A 24,101-nucleotide genomic window follows, 5' to 3' on the forward strand; every position below is an offset into this window, starting at 1 on the left:
GCCTTTTTTATGTGAAGAGTTATAGAATACAAATAAGTACGTTTATTTAGGAGTGTGTCATGGTTGATAGAGCTGATATTTCTGGTGTATTAAACCAGATCAGGTCAATGCAGTCTGAAATGCATCAGACAAGCCGTGTTACGCCTGTTGTTAGCCCTGTTGACAAGGGAGCACGGGTTGAAGCATCTGACGCTCCTAGTTTTGCCGATATGCTGAAGGGTGCTATAGATAAGGTTAATGAAACTCAAAAAACCGCTAGTGCTTTACGTGAAGCCTACGAAATGGGTGATCCTGAGGTTGATATTGTGCAAGTTATGGTTGCCTCTCAGAAATCAACAGTGGCTTTTGAAGCGATGACTCAAGTTCGTAATAAACTTGTTTCTGCATATCAAGAAATTATGCGCATGCCAGTTTAAAATGTGATGCACCATATTTAAGGCCTGAGACTAGGAATTGGGTGAATGGAAAATCCACAAGCTGATGCGGCACAAGAGTCGGTAAATCAGTCTGACAGTGATCAGAACGCTTCCAAAGATATAAAAAGCACAGACAATCAAAATAAAAGTGCTTTTGCTGGTGTTTTATCGGGCTTCAACGGTCTAGATATGGCACGTCAGCTTGGGCTTTTGGCTGGTTTCGCAGCCAGTATTGCGATTGGTTTTGCTATTGTTTTATGGTCTCAAGAGGAAGATTACCGCCCCTTACTGAGCAGCATTGGTGAGTATGATTCACCTGCAGTGGTCGAAATTCTTGAGCGCAATGGAATTGGATATAAAGTAGATCCGAAGTCAGGTGCGCTGCTGGTTCTATCCAATCAAATTTACCAAGCACGAATGAAGATTGCTGCCTCTGATGTTGCACGTACTAATACAGTTGGTTACGAGCTATTAGATCAAGAGCAAGGTCTTGGTACTAGCCAGTTTATGGAGTCAGCAAGATATCGCCGTAGTGTTGAAGGCGAGTTGGCTCGGACGATTTCAAGTCTTCAGTCTGTCAAGGGTGCTCGCGTGCACCTAGCTATTCCAAAACAATCTGTCTTTGTTCGTGATTATCGAAAACCCTCCGCATCTGTTTTTTTGCATCTACAAAGTGGTGCTAGTTTAGATTCCAGTCAAGCTAATGCAATTGTTAATCTTGTTGCTACCAGTATTCCTGAGTTAGATCCAAAGAACGTTACAATTGTTGATCAACGTGGTCGATTGCTTTCACAGATGGAAGCAAAGGAGTCTGACAAACAAATTCAACGTCAGTTTGAGTATAGTCGCAAGCTTGAGCGTGTTTTAACGGAACGTGTACGTAGTATTTTAGAGCCTGTGTTAGGCCCTGGTCGTTACCAAGCAGCAGTTTCTGCTGAAGTTGATTTCACTGAAACAGAGCAAACGGAAGAATTATATAATCCAGACTTACCTGCATTAAGAAGTGAGCAGGTTTTAAATGAACAGCGTGTTGGGGATATGAATCAGGCAGGTATACCTGGTGCTCTATCTAACCAACCTCCAACAAAAGTTTCGTCTCCAGAGCAAGCACTTGATAAAGACGGTAACCCTATACAGCAGCAGCTTAACTCTCGTAAGCAAGCTACACGTAACTTCGAGTTAGATCGCACTGTAAGCTACTCAAAAAACCAACTTGGTCGAGTAGACCGATTGACGGTGGCTGTAGTCGTTGATGATATTATCATTCGTGATCCTAATACTGGTGATGTTGTTCGTCGAGCATGGGATGAGAATGAGTTGCGACGTGTAGAGATTCTAGTGCGTGATGCGGTTGGTTTCAGCGCGCTAAGAGGTGATAGCGTCAATGTTGTCAACTCTCCATTTGCGGATGGAGGTGAGGGAGCAATTGAGAAGTTACCGTTTTATCAAGAACCGTGGTTCTGGGAAATTGCCAAACAGGTACTTGCGGGTCTATTTGTCTTAATTTTGATTTTCGGTGTCTTGCGGCCAGTGCTGCGTAGTCTTGCGACAGCGAAAGATGCAAATGATGGTGCTGATGCTTCTGATGAAATGCTAACACCTCTTGATGATCTTGGAGAGGATCATGTTACGCTGTCAGCATCTGATGATCCTTTATTGGCAGGGCCTAATGAAGCGTATGAGCGTCAGTTAAATGCTATTCGTGCAATGATTGCAGAAGATCCAGGTCGTGTAGCTCAGGTGGTAAGGCAGTGGGTAGTTTCAGATGAGTGATGATTATCAAGGTTTAAGTTCACTGCACCGAGCTGCTATTTTGTTAATGACGCTTGGTGAGTCAGATGCTGCGCAAATTCTACGTCATATGGGACCTAAAGAGGTTCAGCGTGTTGGTATGGCGATGTCTCAGCTTCAACATGTTTCTAAAACCCAAGTTGAAGAAGTTCTGGGCGATTTCTTAGAAGTTGCTGGAGATGTGACAGGATTAGGTATTGGCGCCGATAGTTATATTCGCCGCATGTTAACTGAGGCTTTGGGCGAAGATAAAGCTAATGGTTTGATCGACCGAATATTGTTAGGCGGTAATACAACGGGCCTTGATACTTTAAAATGGATGGAGCCAAGGGCGATTGCGGATATTATCCGATATGAACATCCTCAGATTCAGGCTATTGTTTTGTCCTACCTAGACTCAGACCAGTCTGCGGAAGTATTGGCATTCTTTGACTCTAAAGTTAGATTGGATGTCATTCTGCGTGTTGCGTCATTAGAATCTGTTCAGCCTCAAGCTTTGCAAGAGTTGAATGATATTTTAGAGAAACAGTTCTCAGGCAGTTCTGGTACTCAAACGACGAGTATGGGTGGTGTTAAAGTCGCTGCCAATATCATGAACAACCTTGAAAGTGCCTTAGAAGGCGAGCTGATGGAGGCGATTAAAGAGGTTGATGAACAGCTAGGTGAGGAAATTGAAGACTTGATGTTCGTCTTTGATAACTTGGTTGATGTCGATGATCGTGATATTCAGATTCTGATGCGTGAAGTGAACCCTGATAGCTTGGTGTTAGCGCTTAAAGGTGCAGATACAAGGGTGCAGGAGAAAATATTTAAGAATATGTCTAAGCGTGCTAGTGAGTTGCTACGTGATGACTTAGAGGCTAAAGGCCCTGTGCGTGTGAGTGAAGTGGAGCAAGCACAGAAAGAAATTCTGGCTATTGCCCGACGTCTTGCTGAAGATGGTGAGATTACATTGGGTGGTGGTGCTGACCAAATGGTTTAAATGTGAGTGGATTTTATGTCTCTGGATAAGCGCCATTTATGGTCTGGTGAAGAGATCGAAGCTTTTGAACGATGGGAGATGCCAGATTTAACTGGTATCTCCCTTCGTAGTTTAGGTCGAGAGAAAATCTCTGATAGTTTTATGCCACCTCAGGATGAAGTTGAAGACGAGATCCCGGAGGATGTGCCTGAGCTACCTACTGCCGAAGAAATTGAAGCAATTCGCAAGGCTGCATTTGATGAGGCTTATGCAGAAGGCTTTGCTAAAGGGGAGCAAGAGGGTTTTGCCCAAGGCCGTGAAGAGGGTTTCTTAAAGGGAAAGGCTGACGGTTTTGACGAAGGGCGTGAGCAAGGCTATCAAGATGGATTACAGCAGGGTGAGCGTGAGATCAATACAAGCTTAGCACAGCTCAATAGCATATTGGCATTATTGCATGAGCCTATAGAGCAACAGCATGTTGAGCTAGAAACGGTACTTTATGATCTGCTCTCAAAGCTTGTGCGCTTGGTTACACATAAAGAATTAAGTTTAGACTCTGCAGTTGTTTTAGAAACGATTCGAGATGCGTTGGATTTATTACCTCGCAATAGTGAAAGAATTCGAGTTTTTGTTCATCCTAATGATCTTGAACTGGCACAAAAACAAAGTGCACAGAGTATTGATCAGTGGCATGTTTATGCTGATGAGTCGTTAACACCAGGCGGTTGTAGAGTAGAAACACTACATAGCCTTATTGATGCAAGTGTTGAGGCGCAACTTGATGACCTTTTAGTGCAAGTGGTTCAACATAGATATAATCGACCATCAGAAGCTATTGCCTCAGCCTTGCCTGTAGAGTTGTTGTCTAAACAGGGTGAAGACTTTGCAGATGACGCTTCAAAGGAGCTTTCGTGAGCGTATTGGCGAACCGATTAGCACAATACCTACCAGATGCTAAGTTAAGACCAAGGGTTAAATCAGAGGGACGGCTTGTGCGTATGGTTGGGCTTACGCTTGAGGCCGTTGGTTGTGATATGCCAGTTGGGAGTTATTGCTCGGTAGAAACGGCATCAGGTAGTTTTGTAGAGGCCGAGGTGGTCGGCTTTTCTGGCGAGCGCCTATTTCTAATGCCTGTAGGTATTGCTGAAGGATTAAAGCCTAGCGGAAGGGTCATTCCGAATGATAAGGCAGTTAATATACCTGTTGGTCCAGAACTGCTTGGTCGTGTCTTGAATGGAATTGGTGAGCCTCTGGATGGTAAAGGACCAATCAACTCCAAGGAAACAATTAGTTTACAGGGTAAGGTTATCAACCCGTTAGATCGCAAACCCATTGATGCAACCTTAGATGTGGGTATTAAAGCGATTAATGCACTCTTTACCGTGGGTCAAGGCCAGCGTATTGGTCTATTTGCGGGTAGTGGTGTCGGTAAAAGTATGCTGTTAGGTATGATGACTCGGTTTACTGAGGCAGATATCATCATCGTAGGTTTAGTTGGAGAGCGGGGACGAGAAGTTAAAGAATTTATTGATCAAATTCTTGGTCATGAAGGTCTTGCTCGTTCAGTGGTGGTTGCCTCCCCTGCAGATGACTCACCTTTGATGCGCTTACGTGCCGCCATGTTAACAACCAGTATTGCGGAATACTTTCGTGATCAAGGCAAGAAAGTATTAATGTTAATGGACTCTTTAACGCGTTTTGCTCAGGCTCAGCGTGAAATTGCTTTGGCTGTTGGTGAGCCGCCAGCAACTAAAGGTTATCCGCCTTCAGTATTTGCCAAGATTCCTCAGCTTGTTGAGCGAGCGGGTAATGGCAAAGAGGGAACAGGTGGGTCGATTACCGCATTCTATACAGTTTTAACTGAGGGTGATGATCAGCAAGATCCGATTGCTGATGCGACGCGCGCCATTTTGGACGGGCATATTGTGTTGTCTCGCCGTCTTGCAGAAGAGGGCCACTACCCTGCTATTGATCCAGAAGCCTCTATTAGTCGTGTTATGCCCCATGTGGTTACGCCTGAGCACCTTAAGATGGCATACCAGTTTAAGCAGCTTTATGCGCGTTATCAGCAGAGTAAAGACTTAATTAGCGTTGGGGCTTACAACAAGGGCGCCGATGCTGAAATTGATGCTGCTATAGCATTGATGCCGAATATGAAGCGGTTTTTGCAGCAAGATTTAAAAGAAAGTTTTAATGTGGTGACCAGCTTTCAGCAGATGCATATGACCTTGAATACTCCAAAAGGGTAGGTAATAGTGTATGAAGCGTTCCGAACGACTCAAGCCTATTATGGCGCTAGCAGAGCAAAAAGAGCGTGACGCTGCTTCCGCATTAGGTTTTTTGAAAAACAAAATAGATGCTGAAGAGCAAAAGAAAATACAGCTGAAAGAGTACGGCTTAGAGTATCACCAACAAATTATTGAGAGTGGTAAGCAAGGTGTATCAGGGGCAACTTTGCGGCGTCACTACGAGTTTATGACAAAACTGAATGATGCCTCTCATCAGCAGAATGGGCATATTGAAGAGCTCCAAGAGCAGGTTTCACAGGTGCAGCAATATTGGTTGGGCACTCAAGGTAAACTAAAAGCTTTTGAAAAGCTGGTGGAAAAAGCTCAGAAAGAAGAGCAGGTTATTCAAGATAAGCAGGATCAAAAGGTCATGGATGAGCTATCTTCACAGGCTTATGCGCGCCGTTTACAGTCTGATAATTTCTAGTTTGGCTTAATTTTTGCTTCAACCCTAAACTATTCTAGTTTTTGGGGTTATGGTATGAGTATTAGTCAGTCTCAAACAGTACAGGATGTACTATCCACTTCTCTAAAAGGGATGTTAAGTAATAAGCAAAATGCTGCAAAATTTGGCACAGAGGCTTTTAATATTGCTTTGCAAAGCGCATCAAACTCATCTGATGGCTGGAGCCTGTCTCAGTCAAAAAATGTTGCGCAAGGCAATGAGGCTCCGTTAGGCGGCAATCACATGCCGAGGGTATCAAAGTCTATTTCGGATGCGTCCACAGAAAAGACAAAAGAGAGAGAAGAGGTTACCGAGCAGTCGGTTAAGGATAGATTGGCTGAGGCAGGTATAGATATTGATACTTTGGAGCAGCAAGTTGTTGGTTCAGGCCTAATGACCTCTGATGAATTTAATGAGTTGCTGGAGTCGCCAGATGACTTTTTTGCACAGCTGAATCAGTGGTTAGAAGAGGAACCCTTGTTTGCACGGTCTTTGATGGCTCAGTTTCCACAGTTGGCTGAGGTTGTAAAAAAGGAAATGATACAGCAGTCGATGAGGCAAGAAGCTATAAGCTATGATGATATGTTGGTAGAAGAGTCTGAGAGCGCTGCAAAATTAGTTGGCAAGTTGCTGGATGAAAAGGGGCGGCAGCAATCATCAGACGATAGTTTGAATAGAGAGCGCTTCTTTAGCCAGCTTCTGATGCAGAAAGCTACTGATTCTTCAGCAAAGCCTTCAGGTTTTGCATTTGACTTAGCTGCAACCTTATCAGGCTCAACGGAAAAGACTTTATTAGCTGCGGGGCATTCTCCAGACGCTTTATCCTCCCATGGTCTAAAGTTTGCTCAAAGCCTAGGAGGGGAGTCTAGAGCCCTGCCTCAGCTGCCCATTTTGAAAGGGTTGCCAGGTCAGCCGGGTGCAACAGAAGCGTTGAATGAGCGCATTATGATGATGCGAGCTAAAGGCTTGCAAATGGCGGAAATTAGACTAGACCCTCCAGAACTAGGTGCTCTCACAGTCAAAGTTAAGGTGACTGAGGGTAATACCAGTATTCAGTTCCATAGCCCTCATCTTGAAGTGCGAGAAGCGTTGGAATCACAAGTGCAGCGTTTAAGAGAGATGATGGACAGCGCAGGTATTACATTAGGAGATGTTGGTGTATCTGATCAATCATTATCAGAGCGCTCAGAAGATGGGTATGCAAGTCACAATGCTGGCGGATCTTTTGGGCATAATGAGTCTGAGGAAGATAGTCAAATGGAGCCAGTTATTGTCAAGCAATCGTTAGGATTGGTTGACTACTTTGCTTAGGGCTTGCATTATGCCAAGTCGTCAATTTGCCTGAATTTTTCAGTGGATTTAAACAGTAGAGAGAAAGCAAGAGGCACGCTATGGAAGACTTAAACGAACAGAAAAAAAGTAACAAAAAAACCATTATCATTATTGTCGTTGTGGTCTTGCTTTCGATTGCTGCTGCAGTGGGTGGTACGTTGTTTTTTCTAGGCGGTGTACCAGGGATGGGCGGAGAGTCTCAGGCAGCAGTGCCTACAGGGCCTCAAATTACACCAAGTAATTCGGTTTACTATTCTATTGAACCTGCTTTTGTCATTAATTTTAATGCAGGTAAAAAGCAGCGTTTTATGCAGGTATATGTATCAGTTAAAGCTCAGAACGAGTCTGCAATAGCACAAGTTGAAAAGCATGCGCCTCTAATTCGCAATAATTTAAATCAACTATTCGCTAAACAAGACTTTGAAAGTTTGCAATCACCTGAAGGTAAAGAAGAGATGCGCCAAGCGGCAACCCAAGCTTTGCAAGATGTGTTGGCGAAATATGGTAGCGGCGAAACCATTGATCAGGTTTTATTTACCAATTTGGTAATGCAATAAGGGGTTGATCTATGTCGATGCAGGATCTACTTTCTCAGGATGAAATTGACGTCCTGCTGCATGGGGTTGAGGATGATGATCTTCCCTCTTCAGCAGATGAAGATTTTGATGGTAGTGAAGTTCAGTCTTATGACATTACCAGTCAAGATCGTATTGTTCGTGGGCGAATGCCCACGCTTGAAATGATTAATGAGCGCTTCGCTCGCTATACACGTATTAGTTTGTTCAACCTACTACGTCGTAGCTCGCATGTTACAGCTGGTGGCGTTCAAATCATGAAATTTGGTGAGTATGTTCACACGCTGTTTGTGCCTACAAGCTTAAATTTGGTGAAAATGCGGCCATTAAGAGGCTCTGCGCTTTTTGTACTAGATGCAAAATTAGTATTTAAACTTGTTGATAACTTTTTTGGTGGTGATGGCCGTCATGCCAAAATTGAGGGGCGTGAATTTACGCCAACTGAGATTCGAATTGTTCAAAAGGTACTTGAGCAAGTGTTCGTTGACCTTAAAGAGGCATGGAGCACAGTCCTACCGCTTAACTTTGAATATATTGGCTTCGAAGTTAACCCTTCTATGGCGAATATTGTTAGCCCTAGTGAGGTAGTGGTAGTCAGCACCTTCCATATTGAGCTGGATGGTGGTGGTGGAGACATGCATATCACCATTCCTTACTCGATGATAGAACCTGTAAGAGAGGAACTTGACTCTGGTGTGCAGAGTGATGTTGATGATGTTGATGAGCGCTGGGTAAGGGCGCTACGTCAGGATGTGATGGAAGCTAATATTCCACTCAACGTTAAGATCGTTGAGCGTCAAATTGCTTTAGGACAATTAATGGGATTAGAAGCAGGCGATATTATTCCTATTGAAATGCCAGAGCATGTGACATTGCTGGCAAACAATGTACCGACTTTCAAATGTAAACTTGGGCGGTCAGGTGAGAACTTGGCATTAAAAATTGTTGAGCAAGTTAAGCTACAGCGTTAGAAAATATTGGCGGTGATTTATGAGTGATGAGAACAACAATGTAAACCCAGACGATATTGGGGATGATTGGGCTGCAGCAATGGACGAGCAGGCATCATCAGAGGATGACTGGGCCGCAGCGATGGACGAGCAGGCGTCATCAGAAGATGATTGGGCGGCTGCTTTGTCTGAGCAGGAAGCTGTAGATGGTATTTCTGAGGATGATATTGAAACAGCACCGCTTGAGTATTTAGAAGACGATAGCGTCATGAGTATGGATGATGATAATCCTAATCTTGATGTCATCATGGATATCCCAGTTACTATTGCCATGGAAGTGGGTAGCACTGAAATTGCAATTCGTAACCTATTGCAGCTGAACCAAGGCTCGGTTATTGAGCTGGATCGTCTTGCTGGTGAACCTTTAGATGTTAAAGTTAACGGTACTTTGATCGCACATGGTGAGGTAGTAATGGTTAACGAAAAGCTTGGTATCCGTCTCACTGACGTTGTAAGTCCATCGGAACGAATTAAAAAGCTGAGATAGTATGCTTAAATCAGTTTTTATCGCTCTGATATGTTTGATAAGTTTAGGTTTGAGCTCGCTAGTGCGAGCTCAAACTGCATCTGAGTCATTAAAAGCATCGACAGTTCCATCAGCTGGCTTGCCAAGTTCAAGTATTGAAGATATCGCCATCTCTCTTGCAGTTGTTTTGCTGGTAATTATTTTGTTGGCTTGGCTGGCAAAGCGCTTTGTTCCTAACCTCACTGTTGTTGACCGTAAGGCAATGAAAGTACTGGCTGTATTACCATTGGGTGGTAAAGAAAGGATATTGTTGGTGGATGTTGCTGGCGTTCAGATGGTTTTAGGGGTGTCTATCTCAGGTGTGAATTGTTTACACGTGTTTTCCGAGCCGGTATTGAGAGCCACACCTGAACCTGATACAGAACGATTTCGTAGTCTGTTGCAAAGCTTTAAAAATAATAGGGAAGCCCCTTAATGCTCCGACTGATCATGATCTTTTTGGGTACGGTGCTGTTCAGCACTTATGCGGGTGCTGAAACAGGTATTCCTGCATTAACCGTAGTGACGGGGCAGGATGGCTCGCAGAATTATACGGTCACCATACAGATATTAGCCATTATGACGGCATTGACGTTGATACCGTCAATGTTGATCATGATGACTTCGTTTACACGGATCATTATTGTTTTTGCAGTGTTGCGACAGGCTTTAGGTTTGCAGCAATCCCCTTCCAATCAGATCCTAATTGGTTTAGCTCTGTTTCTAACAATGTTTATCATGACCCCAGTGTGGGAGAAAATAAACGTAGATGCTTTGCAGCCTTATTTATCAGAATCGATTACGGCGCTTGATGCTGTAGAGCTAGCTAAAAAACCTATTACGGAATTTATGCTGGCCCAAACCCGAGAGGATCATGTTGATCTTTTTGCGCGCATCGCTGGCTATGAAAAGTTTGATTCAGCACAAGAGATACCCTTCACAATCTTAGTGCCGGCATTTATGACCAGTGAATTGAAAACAGCTTTTCAAATAGGTTTTATTATATTTATACCTTTTTTAGTCATTGATTTGGTGATTGCGAGTATTTTGATGGCAATGGGTATGATGATGCTATCACCGATTATTATCTCCTTACCGTTTAAAATTATGCTATTTATCCTGATTGATGGTTGGGCTTTGGTAATGGGAACCTTAGCCTCTAGCTTTGGGGCAGGGTAACTTATGACGCCAGCAATTGTTGTTGATATATTACGTGAAGCCATGTATCTCATTATGCTGATTGTAGCGGTAATGGTTGTGCCTAGCTTGATTGTGGGCCTTATGATTAGCATATTTCAGGCCGCGACACAGATTAACGAGCAAACGCTAAGTTTTCTACCGCGTCTTTTTGTAACGCTGTTTGCAATAGTTGTTGGTGGGCCTTGGCTTGTGCGCACTTTGACCGAGTTTACGACCCGTCTTTATAGCAATATCCCATTTCTAATAGGCTGACCCTATGCCCTCAGTAATCTCAGATGGCATGTTGGTAAACTGGATTGCAGGCTTTTTATGGCCGTTGTTCCGCGTGGCGGGATTCTTTATGACGGTGCCTCTAATAGGGTCACAAATCTTATCCGCTAATATTCGTTTGCTGTTTACGGTTGTCATCACTTTGGCTATTTTGCCAATGGTGCCGCCAGTGCCTCAAATTGATATGATCTCCGTTCAAGCTTTTTTAGTAATAGCGCAGCAGGTGATGATTGGCGTTGCTTTTGGTTTTGTAGTGCAAATAGTTTATCAAGTGTTTGCACTTGCAGGGCAAATTTTTGCGATGCAAGCGGGTTTGGGTTTTGCGTCTATGGCTGACCCAGCAAATGGGGTGAACACCACAGTAATGGCGCAGTTTTTGGTGATTGGCGCTAACTTATTGTTTGTAACTTTAAATGGTCATCTGGCTTTGATTCAGATTATTGCTGATAGCTTTCGTTTAATTCCCATTGGCTATACAGGAATTGATAGAGAGTTTTTCTGGGAGTTAGTGAATTTGGGGGGGTGGATGTTCTCTGCTGCTTTTCTAATCGTACTTCCAGGTATTGTTGCTTTACTTATGGTGCAAGCAGGGCTGGGCATTGTGACCAGAGCAGCACCTCAGTTGAATATTTTTTCGCTGGGCTTTCCTTTTATGATGGTGTTTAGTTTATTTATTGCCTGGTTAGGGATGCTGACGATAGAACCACACTTTCAGGCTGTTTTTGAGTTTGGTTTGTCTTTTTTGCGTGACTGGATTGAGTCGAGGGCGTAATGGCAAAAGAGAACGAAGACGGGCAGGAAAAAACCGAGGAACCCACCGGGAAACGCCTACAAGAAGCTCGTGACAAAGGCGATATTCCCCGATCAAAAGATTTAAATACAATGCTGCTGACACTGGTTTCAGCCGTCTCATTGTTAATATTAGGGCCATTTGTTGCCGAGGCAATGTTAGCTGTTTTTAAATTTAACTTTTCAATTAACAGAGCGGATATATTTGATGAACAAGGAATATTTAGGCACTTAACGCTGTCGCTCAAGGAAAGTGTTTTAGGGCTATTACCGATCTTTATTGTTGTTGTGATTGCAGCCCTTATTGCTCCAATCTCCCTAGGGGGATGGAACTTCAGTACGGAGGCTCTGCAACCAAAATTTAGTCGACTTAACCCTATCGAAGGCATCAAACGGCTCTTCTCCATGAACTCATTAGTTGAGTTGGTTAAATCTATTGCAAAGGTTGCAGTGGTTGGCATTTCAGCTATTTTGGTTTTTCATGCGTTTGAAAAAGAACTTCCTGGTTTAGCTTGGATGGCACCTGAATTTGCGTTTGCCCGCACAGTTGAGATATTGATCTGGGTGGCGATCTGGATCAGTGCCTCATTGATATTTATTGTATTGATAGATGTGCCCTATCAGTTGTATCAGTACAACGAAAAAATGAAGATGACGCTGCAAGAAATCAAAGATGAGATGAAAAACACCGAAGGTAAGCCAGAAGTGAAGGGGCGAATTCGGCAGTTGCAACGTGAGATGGCGAATCGTCGAATGATGTCCGATGTGCCCAATGCAGATGTTATTATTACTAACCCGACGCATTATGCCGTAGCATTAAAGTACGATGATAGTTCTATGGGCGCACCTGAGCTGCTGGCTAAAGGTGGTGATGAACTTGCGATGAAAATTAGGGAAATTGCTGATGCCCATAATATTCCCATATTACAAGTTCCGCCTTTATCTCGGGCAATCTATTACAGTACGGAAATTGGTGAAGTGATTCCCGAAGGGTTATATATGGCGGTTGCTCAGGTGTTGGCCTACGTATATCAGTTGAAACAGGCGGATAGCGGTAAAGCGAAGCATCCTGGTAAGGCGCCGTCTCCTGAGATACCTAAAGAATATAAACATTAAAAAAATTAAGCAGTTGCCGGAAGCTTTGCCTGTTATAGTATGGCGATAGAATTTTAGCCTCTGAATAAAAAGCTGCGAGCCGAGAACAAGGGCGATATGGATAAAACACAAATACTGAATAGATTGAAGGAGTTGCCCCTATCAGGACTGGGTATTCCTGTGATGATTTTAGTGTTATTGGGCATGATGACACTACCTATCCCTGTGTTCCTATTGGATGTGCTTTTCACCTTCAATATAGCGCTCTCTATTATTATTTTGTTAGTGGCTGTTTATGCACTGCGTCCATTAGATTTTGCCGTTTTCCCGACTATCCTGCTTGTGGCAACCTTGTTGCGCTTAGCCTTGAATGTTGCGTCCACTCGTATTGTTTTGCTCAATGGTCATGAAGGTGGAGATGCTGCTGGTAAAGTAATTGAGGCCTTCGGTGCTGTATTGATTGGCGGCAACTATTTTGTTGGTTTGGTTGTATTCTTAATTTTGATGATTATCAACTTTGTGGTAATCACCAAAGGTGCAGGGCGTATTTCAGAAGTGTCCGCACGCTTCACCTTGGATGCAATGCCTGGTAAACAGATGGCGATTGATGCCGATTTAAACGCAGGACTGATCAATCAAGAGGAAGCAAAACAGCGACGTGTTGAAGTAGCCAGTGAAGCCGATTTTTACGGTGCGATGGATGGTGCCAGTAAGTTTGTACGCGGTGATGCTGTCGCAGGTATTATGATTCTAGTCATCAACGTAATTGGTGGTCTTGCAGTTGGTGTTGCTCAGCATGATCTCACTTTTGCCGATGCGCTAGAAAAGTATGTACTGCTCACTATTGGTGATGGTTTGGTTGCTCAGATCCCATCTTTGCTACTTTCCGTTGCCGCCGCCATTATGGTTACTCGGGTTAACAGCTCTGAAAGTATTGGCGAGCAAGTTACAAATCAGATGTTTGCATCTCCAGAAGCACTTGTGATTACAGCTGTGATTATGGTGATCATGGGTGTTATCCCTGGAATGCCGCATGTGGCATTTTTAGGTCTAGCCGCAATTGCTGGAGCGGGAGCCTATGGCATCAAGCACTTTGCTAAGAAAAAGGCAGAAGAGGCTCAGCTTGAGAAGAAAAAAATACCCGATATACCTTTGCCTGATGCCGAAGCCGTTAATCAAAAAGAACTTGGCTGGAGCGATGTACCTTTAATTGATTTGCTCGGTCTAGAGGTGGGCTATAGGCTGATCCCATTGGTTGATAAAAATCAAGGTGGACAACTGCTCGGGCGCATAAAAGGTATTAGGAAGAAGCTTTATCAAGAGCTCGGTTTCTTAGTGCCTTCTGTGCACATTCGAGATAACTTGGAGTTATCGCCGACCAGCTACCGAATCATGCTCAAAGGTGTGGTGGTTGCAGAGGCGCTGGTATATCCAGAGCGAGAGATGGCAATTAATCCAGGGCAGGTTTTTGGTGAGATACCAGGGATCGCAGGTAAAGATCCTGCATTTGGCTTAGATGCTATTTGGGTTGAAGCTAAAGACCGCGATGAGGCTCAAGCTTTAGGTTATACCGTAGTGGACTCCAGTACAGTAATTGCAACGCAGCTGAATCAGATTATGCAAAACTATGCTCATGAGTTAATTGGGCATGATGATATTCAGCATCTGATGGATGCCTTGTCAAAGCATTCGCCAAAACTGTCAGAACAACTGGTGCCTGATAGCCTATCTCTCAATCAGCTACTGAAAATCATTCAGAACTTATTACAAGAAAGTGTCTCAATTCGTGATTTTAGGTCTATTGCCCAGTCATTGATTGAGACAGCACAGAGAACAAGGGATATAGGACAGCTAACTGCAGCTGTACGAGTGGCATTATCTCGTTCAATAGTACAGTCTATTTGTGGGCCAAGTACGGATTTGCCTGTTATCACGCTAGAGCCACAGTTAGAGCAAATTTTATTACAATCTGTACAGCAGGCTGCTCAGTCTAATGTAGAGGATAACTTAGTTTTAGAGCCCGCAATGGCAGAGCGTTTGCAGCAGTCTCTTGCAGAGGTATCTCAGCAGCAAGAAATGATGGGGAATCCTGCCGTACTCGTTGTAGCGGCACCTATTCGTCAAGTATTGGCACGATTTGTCCGCTATAGTGCTCAACCAGTTCATGTGTTGTCGTATCAAGAAATCCCTGATAATAAACAGATTACTATTGTGGCAACAGTTGGACAGCAATAAACTTACATTGGCAGTGGTAATACCTGCATAACTTGATTAAGGATATTGATCGGTATGAAAGTTAAGCGTTTCTTTGCTCCTGATATGCGTCAAGCGATGAAATTAGTGCGGGATGAGTTTGGTTCTGACGCTGCTATTTTGTCCAATAATAAAGTTGCTGGCGGAGTGGAAATTGTTACGGCGGTAGATTACGACAACAACATCTTAAGTCAGTCTACACAGTCCTTGGCCGATACAGACACGTTGACAGAGTCATTAGCTGAAGCGCTTTCTAAAGCAAGAGATGTTATTGATAATGCAGGAAAAGAGAGTGATTCTATCGCCTATAGTAATACTAAAGATCGCAGTGCTCAAAATGATCAACAGGCAGAGGCGTTAGTGGATTCCTTGGGGCGGTCAAAGCGCCGTTCTAGCTCAGAAGATGCTGCTGTAAGGGCTATGCAGTCTGAAATTCAAGGATTGCGTGAACTGCTGCGAGAGCAGATGAAAGAGTCAATGGCTGAACGTAAGCCTGTCGAAGCGATGATGATTAAGCGTTTGAAACGTCTAGGGATTTCTGAACGCTTTAGTTATCGTGTATTAGAAGGTTTAAACTTATCTGAGTCTGAAGGCTTTGGGGCCGCTTGGGATAAAGCTACATCGCAAATTATTGCCAGCATACAGACTGTTTCAGGTGATCAGGTTGATCAAGGTGGGGTTATTGCTCTGATGGGGTCAACCGGTATTGGTAAAACAACAACTATAGGTAAGCTTGCGGCACGATATGTGCTTAAATATGGTCAGGATAGTTTGGCGTTAGTGACAACAGACTGTTATCGGGTTGCAGCTTACGAGCAGTTAAGAACTTTTGGTCGAATTCTAGGTGTACCTGTCCGGGTAGTAGATGAGCGTCATGGTCTAGATGCTACCTTGAAATCCCTCAAGAGTAAGGCATTAGTTTTGATTGATACTGCGGGCTTAAGCGCGCAAGATCCTAATTTAAAAGCACAATTTGATCTGTTGTCCTCAGCAAGCTCTAGGATTAAAAAATATTTAGTGCTTAGTGCGACTAGTCAAGAGCAGGTAATGCAGTCAAGCTACGATGTTTTCCAGTCGCAAGGATTGAATGGTTGTATCGTAACAAAGCTAGATGAGGCTGAGAGTATCGGTGAAGTTTTAAGTGTTTTGGCGGATAATCGACTGCCCTTAGCTTATGTTGCTGATGGACAGAAGATTCCTGATGATATCCGTTTGGCTGAAGCACAGGCTTTAGTCAGTCGCGCTCTAGAATTGTTGGAGCGTACTGAAGGCCATTCAAGTGCTGTCGATCGGTAGGTAAGTAAGGGAGATTACTATCGCATGACACTAGTTGTGAGTTCTGGTATGTACTACTCAAAGAAAGGCAGCAGCAGTAGCTTAGTTGAGCAGTACGCTCCCCTTGTAAAGAGGATCGGTCAGCACCTGTTAGGACGGCTTCCTTCAAGTGTTTTGCTAGATGACTTGATTCAGGCTGGTATGATAGGCCTGATTGAGGCATCGCAAAAGTTTGATGGCTCTAAAGGAGCAAGCTTTGAGACCTATGCAACAATACGCGTACGTGGAGCTATGCTAGATGAAGTTCGTCGTTATGATTGGGCGCCAAGATCAGTACATCGTAATGGGCGGCGAGTCTCTGAAGCGATTAAGTCAGTAGAATCTAGAACGGGGCGTGATGCTCGTGATGTTGATGTTGCAGAAGAGCTTGGTGTTACGATAGAAGAATATAACAGCTTTCTACAAGACTCTGCTGGAACTAAACTTTTTAGCATAGAAGAGCTGACAACTAATGAAGATGGTCACTATGACTTGCCCGATGCAGACACTCTGGCTCCAGAGGCTTATGTTGAGGATGATTCGTTTCAATTAGCACTGGCAAGTGCCATAGAAACCTTGCCCGAGCGAGAGAAGATGGTGTTAGCTCTATATTACACCGAAGGTTTGAATTTAAAAGAGATTGGCGCGGCCTTATCGGTCAGCGAGTCTCGAGTCAGTCAGATTCACAGTCAGGCGGCTCTAAGATTGCGATCACGCTTAAGTGATTGGAAGTAAATTGCATTATATATATTTGATAAATGCATAATTGTAGTATTCTATTAGTGGCAAATTAGGTAAGTGGAGGTTGCCTTGGATAAGAATATGAAAATTCTCATTGTGGATGATTTTTCCACCATGAGAAGAATCGTCAAAAACCTGCTGAGAGATCTTGGGTTCACCAATACTCATGAAGCGGATGATGGTTTGACAGCTCTTCCAATGTTGGAAACGGGAAACTTTGATTTCTTAGTGACTGATTGGAACATGCCAGGGATGACTGGGTTTGATCTTTTAAAGACATGCCGAGCAGACCCTAAGCTGAAGAGTCTGCCAATTTTAATGGTGACAGCAGAAGCTAAGCGGGAGCAGATTGTTGCTGCAGCTCAGGCGGGCGTAAATGGTTATATCGTTAAACCATTTACTGCTGCGGTATTGAAAGAGAAGATTGAAAAAATCTTTGAACGTATCGAACAGGCTAAATAGGCTGTTCGATATTGATTGGCAGAACGAAATTCATCAAATAAAGGTTTCAGGTTATGGCTCTGAAAAGCCCTGGTGCACAACAATCAAGTGAGTTTGAGCAGATACTAAAGGAAAGCACTTCTGAACTGATTCAAAAGGTTGAAAGTGGTGAGCTGACTGATGCTGTTAATCTAATTCAGCGTATTAGCGATGAGCGTAATCGTAACCTGTATCTTGAGGTTGGGCGTTTAACTCGTGCTTTACATGATGCTATTAGTAACTTTCATATTGATGTTGGAGTCAGTGGGCCAGCTTCTGAAGAGATGTCTCAAATAGCTAATGCAGCTGACCGACTGAACTATGTTATCAGAATGACGCAGGATGCGGCTAACCAAACAATGGACAAGGTTGACGAAAGTGCGCCTATTGCAGATCGTTTACGTGATCAGGCACATGCGCTTCGAAATGATTGGGCACGTTTGGTTCGTCGAGAGATGAAACCTGATGAGTTTCGAGACTTATATCGTCGAATAGATGATTTCTTAAGAGATACAGAAGATCAATCAGACTCACTCTCAAGAAATTTCAGTGATATCCTATTAGCTCAAGGCTACCAAGATCTGACTGGCCAAGTATTGATAAAAGTTATTACCTTGGTTCAAGAGATTGAAGAAAGTTTGGTGAACTTGGTTTGTATGGCAAGCCAAGTTGATCAAATTACAGGTATCAAACACGAAAAAACTGCTAAACCTGAAGTAGAAGCACATGCACCTGAAGGCCCGATTGTGAATGCGAAAGAACGTATAGATGTTGTTTCGGGTCAGGATGAAGTTGATGATCTGCTGTCGAGTCTCGGCTTTTAAGGAGAATTATGGATGAGCTTTGATGTCGACCAAGATATTTTACAAGACTTCTTAATTGAGGCCGGAGAAATTCTTGAACTGTTATCAGAACAACTTGTTGATCTAGAACAGTCTCCGGATGATCCAGATTTGTTAAATGCCATTTTCCGTGGCTTTCACACTGTTAAAGGTGGTGCAGGTTTCCTCCAGCTTACACCTCTGGTCAGCTGTTGCCATGTTGCAGAAAATGTGTTTGACATTTTGCGTAAGCGTCAGCGTACTGTGACATCAGAGCTTATGGATTCTGTGCTGAGTGCTCTGGATTCAGTTAACGAGATGTTTGAAGAAGTCCGCGCGGGACAGATGCCAAGCGAGGCTGATCCAGCTCTTATTCGCCAATTAGAGTTCTTTGCCACACCTGAGAGTGCAGATGAACAAGCCCCGGTTGAAGAAGCTCTAGTTGAAGAAGCCCCTGCTGAAGAGACTACAGTTTTTGTCGAGGAATCTAAGCCTGCGCACAAGCCTGAGCCACCAGCATCGGCAGTTCAGGATTCTGAAGGTGATATTACAGATGCTGAATTTGAGTCTCTGCTAGATGCATTGCAAGGGCAGGATGGGGTCGCACCAAGTACTAGTGTTACCCAGCCGGCTGCTCCATCATCTTCATCTGCCAATGGCAATGACGATATCACAGAAGAAGAGTTTGAGGCTTTACTGGATCAGTTACATGGCTCTGGTTCAGCTCCAACTGAGCCTGCCGCTAAAGCCCCTGTTACAGCATCCTCATCATCAAGTGGAGACTTGATCACTGATGATGAGTTTGAGGCTTTATTAGATCAGTTACATGGGGGTGGTTCACCTACCGCACCTGTTGAGGATAAGCCTGCTGCTCTAACAGCTAAAGCTCCTGTAGCTCCTGCTGCGCCAAAACCTGCACAAAAAGCTGTAGCACCTGTTGCGAAAGCACCACCTGCTCCGGCAGAAGAGAAAAAAGTAGCGGTCAAAAAAGAAGCTGCACCAGCTGCAGAGACCACAGTTCGTGTTGATACTAGTCGTTTAGATGACATCATGAACATGGTAGGCGAGTTGGTGCTTGTTCGTAACCGCCTAGTGCGTTTAGGTGGGCAAAGCAGTGACCCAGAAATCTCCAAAGCAGTAGGCAACCTAGATGTTGTAACAGCAGATCTTCAGACCTCTGTTATGAAAACCCGTATGCAGCCAATCAAGAAAGTATTTGGTCGCTTTCCACGGGTTGTACGAGACTTATCACGTACTTTGCGCAAAGAGATTAACTTGCGTTTAATAGGTGAAGATACAGACTTAGATAAAAACCTTGTTGAAGCTTTAGCCGATCCTCTTATTCACTTAGTACGTAACGCTGTTGACCATGGTATTGAAATGCCAGAGGTTCGAGAGGAGCGCGGCAAGCCAAGAGTTGGTGAGGTTGTTTTGTCTGCTGAACAGGAAGGTAATCATATTCTGCTAACTATCAGTGATGATGGTGCGGGTATGAACCCTTCTACATTGCGCAGAAAAGCGGTTGAGAAGAATATTCTTGATCAAGATGCCGCTGACAGGTTGACCGATGGAGAGGCATTTAACTTAATTTTTGCTGCCGGTTTATCTACAAAAGAGCAAATATCAGATGTGTCGGGTCGTGGTGTGGGTATGGATGTTGTGAAAACTAAAATTTCACAACTCAATGGCATTATTAATGTTTGGTCTGAAGAAGGCAAAGGATCAAAGATTATCATCAAAGTGCCACTGACACTGGCTATTATGCCAACACTCATGGTGATTCTTGGCGATCAGACTTTTGCGTTGCCTTTGGTTAACGTCAATGAGATTTTCCAATTGGATATTTCTCGTGCAAATATTGTTGATGGCCAAGAGGTGTTGGTAATTCGCAATAAGACACTGCCATTGTTCTATTTGAAAGAGTGGTTAGTACCAGGCGCAGATGTTAGTCGGAATCTGAAAAATGCTCATGTTGTAGTCGTTTCGGTGGGGACACAGAAAGTTGGCTTTGTAGTCGATCAGCTGGTGGGACAAGAAGAAGTTGTTATTAAGCCGTTAGGCGATATGCTTCATGGTACACCGGGTATGGCTGGCGCAACCATTACTGGGGATGGTCGTATCGCTTTGATTTTAGACATTCCTGGTATGTTGAAGCACTATGCTAGAAGTGCCCACTAAGATGTCAGTTGAGCAGTCGAATAAGGACGTTATATGCCAATAACCGTCTTAGTTGTTGATGATTCTGGCTTTTTTCGTCGTCGTGTTTGCGAGTTGTTGAGCAGTGATCCTCGGATTAAGCCAATAGGTACAGCAAGTAACGGACGTGAAGCTGTTGAGAAAGCAATTGAGCTAAAGCCTGATGTGATTACGATGGATTATGAAATGCCTGTTTTAGATGGTATTTCGGCTGTTCGTGAAATCATGCAAAAAGCACCTACATCAGTGTTGATGTTCTCATCTTTAACACATGAAGGTGCTCGTATTACTCTCGGTGCTCTAGAGGCTGGGGCGGTTGATTACCTTCCGAAGAACTTTGAAGATATATCTCGCCGTCCAGATGAGTTGGCAAGAGTACTTTGTGAAAAAGTGATTGCTGTTTCCAAAAGTCGACGTGGTGCCTTTGGTATGGCATCGCATCGTGTTTCGCCACCCGTTGAAGCTAAAGTTAGTCCAAGACCAGCGACAACCAGCATAAATCGACCGAGTGCGGGACTAACAACTACTACTCCAAGTAATCGGCAAGAGCCTAGAGGGCTAAATTCAAGCCCAGCCTCTGTACGTTCTAGAGCCAAACCTAAACATTATGATTTAGTTTTAATTGGTACCTCTACTGGAGGGCCAATGGCGTTGCAATCCGTTCTTACTAAGCTGCCAGCTAATTTCCCTGCACCAATTTTATTGGTTCAGCACATGCCTGCAGCTTTTACTGGCGCATTTGCTGAACGTTTAGATGGCTTGTGTAAAATATCAGTGAAAGAAGCTGTTGATGGTGATCCGTTGAAGCCTGGGCTCGCATTACTAGCACCGGGGGGAAAACAGATGATGGTTGATAAGCGGGCTAACTGTGTGAGAATTCTTCCGGGTGATGATCGTTTAAACTATAAGCCTTGTGTTGATGTAACCTTCGGCTCTGCAGCTCAAGCCGTTCGGGGTAGCATGCTAGCTGTTATTATGACGGGCATGGGTGCTGATGGACGAGATGGTTGCCGGATGCTAAAAGAGCACGGCGCAACCATTTGGGGGCAAGATGAAGACAGCTCTGTTATTTATGGAATGCCGATGGCAGTAGCTAAAGCAGGTTTGACCGATGAGGTACTGAGTTTAGAAGATATCGGTTACCGTTTAGCATCGGATGTTGTGCGTTAATTTATTATGTTAGTTCAGCCTTTAAAATAATAACTGGGTTCATTAAGGAAAACATTCATGCACGTTTGGGCCGTAGCCAATCAAAAAGGTGGTGTAGGTAAAACCACCTCAACGGTGACTCTAGGCGGTTTATTAGCTGACCAAGGTCATCGAGTGCTGCTTTTGGACCTTGATCCACACGGCTCTTTAACCAGCTATTTCAAGTATGATCCAGATGGTTTGCAAAAAAGCGCTTACGATCTTTTTCAGCAAGGTAAAAAAATACCAGAAGATCTACCGCAAAGCCTTTTAATGGATACAGGTCATGAACGTCTGAAATTAATACCAGCTTCGACAGCTTTGGCAACACTTGAGCGTCAAGTGAGTGCGCAAGGTGGTATGGGGTTGGTTATTTCTAGAGCTTTGGCATTGCTTTGGAATCGATTTGACTACGTTTTAATTGATAGTCCCCCAGTACTAGGTTTGTTGATGATTAATGCTCTAGCATCGGCAGAGCACTTGATTATTCCAGTGCAAACTGAGTTCTTAGCTATTAAAGGCTTAGAGCGTATGATGCGTACTTTGCAGATGGTCACTAAAGCTAGAAAAAATGAACTACCTTATACTGTAGTGCCTACTTTATATGATCGACGCACACAAGCATCTGTGCAAAGCTTGCGCTTGTTACGTAACTCTTATCCTGATCATATTTGGAATTCAATGATTCCCGTGGATACTAAGTTCCGTGATGCAAGCATGGCGGGTATGCCGCCCTCAATGCTAGACCCTCAAAGTCGTGGGGTACATGCTTACAATGTACTGTTGAAGCATTTGCTTGAAAGACAAATAGATCATCGTCAACGTGATAAGCGGCCTGGGGAGGTCTAATCGAGATGGCTAAAAGTGGCGCAAATGACTTTTCATCTCCTCAAGAAGCAATAGAAGGCTACCTTGAAGCCTTGCTTCAAGATGTAGCCGATTATGATGATGACTTTGATCAGCCCGTAGCAAAGCCGATCTATACAGAGATTGGTGAGAAGCACTCCGTTAGCCTAGAGGGAGGTCAGGGGATTACTCCAAAGGCTGAGCTTAAGAGCAAATCTGCGGATGAACGCTTTGATCGTGTAGAGTTTGCTTATCAGGAAACTCCAGTGGTAGTGATGCCTGAGTTGCGTTTTGCTGAGCCAGAACCAGAGGTGGAGATTCCAACTGAAATAGAGCTTGAAACAGTTGAACCAGAGATTGTTTTTGCAGAGCCTGAACCAGTTGTTGAATATGCAGAGCCTGAAATTGAACAGGTTGAAACAATTGCTACATTTGAAACATCAGCTGTTACTGAAAAGATAGACACTGATATAAATGTAGAGCTGGCGCCAGAGCAGAATGAAGGTTGGACTGATGGTAGACCTGACTGGGCTCAAGGGCGCTTTGAATGCTTACTTTTTATTGTTAAAGGGTTAAAGCTAGCGGTACCTTTGGCTGAACTAGGTGGTATTCATAAACTAGAAAAAGTGCCGACGCCTTTGTTTGGTCAGCCAGGCTGGTTTTTAGGTATTATTCGAGCCAATGCTAGAAATGTAGGGTTGGTCGATACTGCTCAATGGGTGATGCCCGAGCGTATACGAGAAGATCATGAGCCTAATTTCCGGTTTGCTATTCGGATTCACAATAGTGACTGGGGTTTAGCTTGTAACGAAGTAGCAGAGGCTATTTCATTACACCCCGATGAGGTTAAGTGGCGCACAAGCTTAGGGCGTAGACCTTGGCTAGCAGGGACGGTTGTTGATCATATGTGCGCTTTAATTGATGTGGCTGCATTTGCTCGTTTACTTGATAGTGATAAGGTTCCTGTTAATTTACAGGAGCTGACAGCAGCAAGTGATGATTAAGTAAAATAAATCCTTTGAGTTGATTTATTGATACAGTACTAGGTTTTATCTTGTGGGACACAAGGTCTTTGAATTTATAACGGAGCTTTCGCATGGCTAATGTTGTTCAAGCTAAAAATGCAGGATCATCAGATCCAATTCTACAATACGTCACCTTTCGTTTGGTTGATGAAACCTATGGCATCAATGTAATGCAAGTGCAAGAAGTCTTGCGTTATAGTGAAATTGCACCAGTGCCAGGTGCGCCCTCTTATGTACTGGGTATCATCAATTTACGAGGTAACGTTGTTACTGTAATCGACACTCGTCAACGCTTTGGTTTGATGAATGCTGAAACAACTGACTCTACTCGTATTGTGATTATCGAAGTTGAGAAACAAGTTGTTGGTATTTTAGTTGATTCTGTTTCTGAGGTGGTTTACCTACGTCAGTCAGAAATTGAGACTACACCTAATGTTGGCAATGAGGAAAGTGCTAAGTTTATTCAGGGTGTATGTAACAAGAATGATCAGCTGTTAATTCTTGTTGAGCTAAACAAGATGATGAGTGATGAAGAGTGGGCTGAGGTCTCTGCACTGTAA

General features: G+C 43.8%; 25 protein-coding genes. All 25 read left to right on the forward strand.

All coding sequences use genetic code 11. The features are described from left to right. The first annotated feature begins 59 nt into the window (after positions 1–59). The 25 genes from fliE (at position 60) to B5D26_RS01555 (ending at position 24,101) form a co-directional block, all read left to right on the forward strand. Positions 60–416, forward strand: a complete 357-nt coding sequence (gene fliE / locus B5D26_RS01435) for a flagellar hook-basal body complex protein FliE (protein ID WP_078743917.1) — start codon at positions 60–62, stop codon at positions 414–416. 45 nt (positions 417–461) lie between these two features. Further along, positions 462–2,189 (forward strand): flagellar basal-body MS-ring/collar protein FliF, encoded by a 1,728-nt coding sequence (gene fliF, locus B5D26_RS01440; RefSeq protein WP_078743918.1) that lies wholly within the window; start codon positions 462–464, stop codon positions 2,187–2,189. Next, positions 2,182–3,189: a flagellar motor switch protein FliG gene (gene fliG / locus B5D26_RS01445; protein ID WP_078743919.1), complete on the forward strand. Its 1,008-nt coding sequence runs from the start codon at positions 2,182–2,184 to the stop codon at positions 3,187–3,189. Before fliF ends, fliG begins: the two co-directional genes overlap by 8 nt. 15 nt (positions 3,190–3,204) lie before the next feature. Next, positions 3,205–4,083, forward strand: a complete 879-nt coding sequence (locus B5D26_RS01450; RefSeq protein WP_078743920.1) for a flagellar assembly protein FliH — start codon at positions 3,205–3,207, stop codon at positions 4,081–4,083. Then, positions 4,080–5,417, forward strand: coding sequence for a flagellar protein export ATPase FliI (gene fliI, locus B5D26_RS01455; protein ID WP_078743921.1), 1,338 nt, complete (start codon positions 4,080–4,082; stop codon positions 5,415–5,417). Before B5D26_RS01450 ends, fliI begins: the two co-directional genes overlap by 4 nt. 10 nt (positions 5,418–5,427) lie before the next feature. Next, complete coding sequence (fliJ, locus tag B5D26_RS01460; RefSeq protein WP_078743922.1) at positions 5,428–5,883, forward strand: flagellar export protein FliJ; 456 nt, start codon at positions 5,428–5,430, stop codon at positions 5,881–5,883. 54 nt (positions 5,884–5,937) lie between these two features. Further along, complete coding sequence (locus tag B5D26_RS01465; protein WP_078743923.1) at positions 5,938–7,212, forward strand: flagellar hook-length control protein FliK; 1,275 nt, start codon at positions 5,938–5,940, stop codon at positions 7,210–7,212. Between the two features lie 80 nt (positions 7,213–7,292). Next, positions 7,293–7,790 carry a flagellar basal body-associated FliL family protein gene (locus B5D26_RS01470; RefSeq protein WP_078743924.1) on the forward strand — a complete coding sequence of 166 codons (498 nt, stop codon included), beginning with the start codon at positions 7,293–7,295 and terminating at the stop codon, positions 7,788–7,790. Between the two features lie 11 nt (positions 7,791–7,801). Beyond that, complete coding sequence (gene fliM, locus B5D26_RS01475) at positions 7,802–8,779, forward strand: flagellar motor switch protein FliM (RefSeq protein WP_078743925.1); 978 nt, start codon at positions 7,802–7,804, stop codon at positions 8,777–8,779. A gap of 19 nt (positions 8,780–8,798) precedes the next feature. Beyond that, positions 8,799–9,305 (forward strand): flagellar motor switch protein FliN, encoded by a 507-nt coding sequence (gene fliN / locus B5D26_RS01480; RefSeq protein WP_078743926.1) that lies wholly within the window; start codon positions 8,799–8,801, stop codon positions 9,303–9,305. A gap of 1 nt (position 9,306) precedes the next feature. Next, a complete protein-coding gene (fliO, locus tag B5D26_RS01485; protein WP_078743927.1) occupies positions 9,307–9,759 on the forward strand; it encodes a flagellar biosynthetic protein FliO in 453 nt (150 codons plus the stop codon). Beyond that, positions 9,759–10,502, forward strand: a complete 744-nt coding sequence (gene fliP, locus B5D26_RS01490; protein ID WP_078743928.1) for a flagellar type III secretion system pore protein FliP — start codon at positions 9,759–9,761, stop codon at positions 10,500–10,502. The genes fliO and fliP overlap by 1 nt, the downstream gene beginning before the upstream one ends. A 3-nt stretch (positions 10,503–10,505) precedes the next feature. Continuing rightward, on the forward strand, positions 10,506–10,775 hold the full coding sequence (gene fliQ / locus B5D26_RS01495) for a flagellar biosynthesis protein FliQ (RefSeq protein ID WP_078743929.1): 270 nt from the start codon (positions 10,506–10,508) through the stop codon (positions 10,773–10,775). A gap of 4 nt (positions 10,776–10,779) precedes the next feature. After that, a complete protein-coding gene (fliR, locus tag B5D26_RS01500; protein ID WP_078743930.1) occupies positions 10,780–11,565 on the forward strand; it encodes a flagellar biosynthetic protein FliR in 786 nt (261 codons plus the stop codon). Further along, positions 11,565–12,698 carry a flagellar biosynthesis protein FlhB gene (flhB, locus tag B5D26_RS01505; RefSeq protein WP_078743931.1) on the forward strand — a complete coding sequence of 378 codons (1,134 nt, stop codon included), beginning with the start codon at positions 11,565–11,567 and terminating at the stop codon, positions 12,696–12,698. The genes fliR and flhB overlap by 1 nt, the downstream gene beginning before the upstream one ends. Positions 12,699–12,794: 96 nt before the next feature. Continuing rightward, positions 12,795–14,912, forward strand: a complete 2,118-nt coding sequence (flhA, locus tag B5D26_RS01510; protein WP_078743932.1) for a flagellar biosynthesis protein FlhA — start codon at positions 12,795–12,797, stop codon at positions 14,910–14,912. Between the two features lie 54 nt (positions 14,913–14,966). Then, positions 14,967–16,226: a flagellar biosynthesis GTPase FlhF gene (flhF, locus tag B5D26_RS01515; protein ID WP_078743933.1), complete on the forward strand. Its 1,260-nt coding sequence runs from the start codon at positions 14,967–14,969 to the stop codon at positions 16,224–16,226. A gap of 24 nt (positions 16,227–16,250) precedes the next feature. Further along, positions 16,251–16,979, forward strand: a complete 729-nt coding sequence (locus B5D26_RS01520; protein WP_169917383.1) for an RNA polymerase sigma factor FliA — start codon at positions 16,251–16,253, stop codon at positions 16,977–16,979. A gap of 87 nt (positions 16,980–17,066) precedes the next feature. After that, the gene (gene cheY, locus B5D26_RS01525) at positions 17,067–17,447 is read left to right on the forward strand and encodes a chemotaxis response regulator CheY (protein ID WP_428838707.1); all 381 of its coding nucleotides are present in this window, start codon (positions 17,067–17,069) and stop codon (positions 17,445–17,447) included. Between the two features lie 53 nt (positions 17,448–17,500). Next, positions 17,501–18,289: a protein phosphatase CheZ gene (locus tag B5D26_RS01530; RefSeq protein ID WP_078743935.1), complete on the forward strand. Its 789-nt coding sequence runs from the start codon at positions 17,501–17,503 to the stop codon at positions 18,287–18,289. A 12-nt stretch (positions 18,290–18,301) separates the two neighbouring features. Next, a complete protein-coding gene (locus B5D26_RS01535) occupies positions 18,302–20,464 on the forward strand; it encodes a chemotaxis protein CheA (protein ID WP_078743936.1) in 2,163 nt (720 codons plus the stop codon). Positions 20,465–20,497: 33 nt separating this feature from the next. Further along, positions 20,498–21,652, forward strand: a complete 1,155-nt coding sequence (locus B5D26_RS01540; RefSeq protein ID WP_078743937.1) for a protein-glutamate methylesterase/protein-glutamine glutaminase — start codon at positions 20,498–20,500, stop codon at positions 21,650–21,652. Between the two features lie 57 nt (positions 21,653–21,709). Beyond that, positions 21,710–22,519 (forward strand): ParA family protein, encoded by an 810-nt coding sequence (locus B5D26_RS01545; RefSeq protein WP_078743938.1) that lies wholly within the window; start codon positions 21,710–21,712, stop codon positions 22,517–22,519. A 5-nt stretch (positions 22,520–22,524) separates the two neighbouring features. Beyond that, positions 22,525–23,520, forward strand: a complete 996-nt coding sequence (locus tag B5D26_RS01550) for a chemotaxis protein CheW (RefSeq protein WP_078743939.1) — start codon at positions 22,525–22,527, stop codon at positions 23,518–23,520. A 92-nt stretch (positions 23,521–23,612) separates the two neighbouring features. Further along, positions 23,613–24,101: a chemotaxis protein CheW gene (locus tag B5D26_RS01555; protein ID WP_078743940.1), complete on the forward strand. Its 489-nt coding sequence runs from the start codon at positions 23,613–23,615 to the stop codon at positions 24,099–24,101.

The sequence above is a fragment of the Oceanospirillum multiglobuliferum genome, assembly GCF_900167095.1.
Taxonomy (GTDB): Bacteria; Pseudomonadota; Gammaproteobacteria; order Pseudomonadales; family Halomonadaceae; genus Oceanospirillum; species Oceanospirillum multiglobuliferum.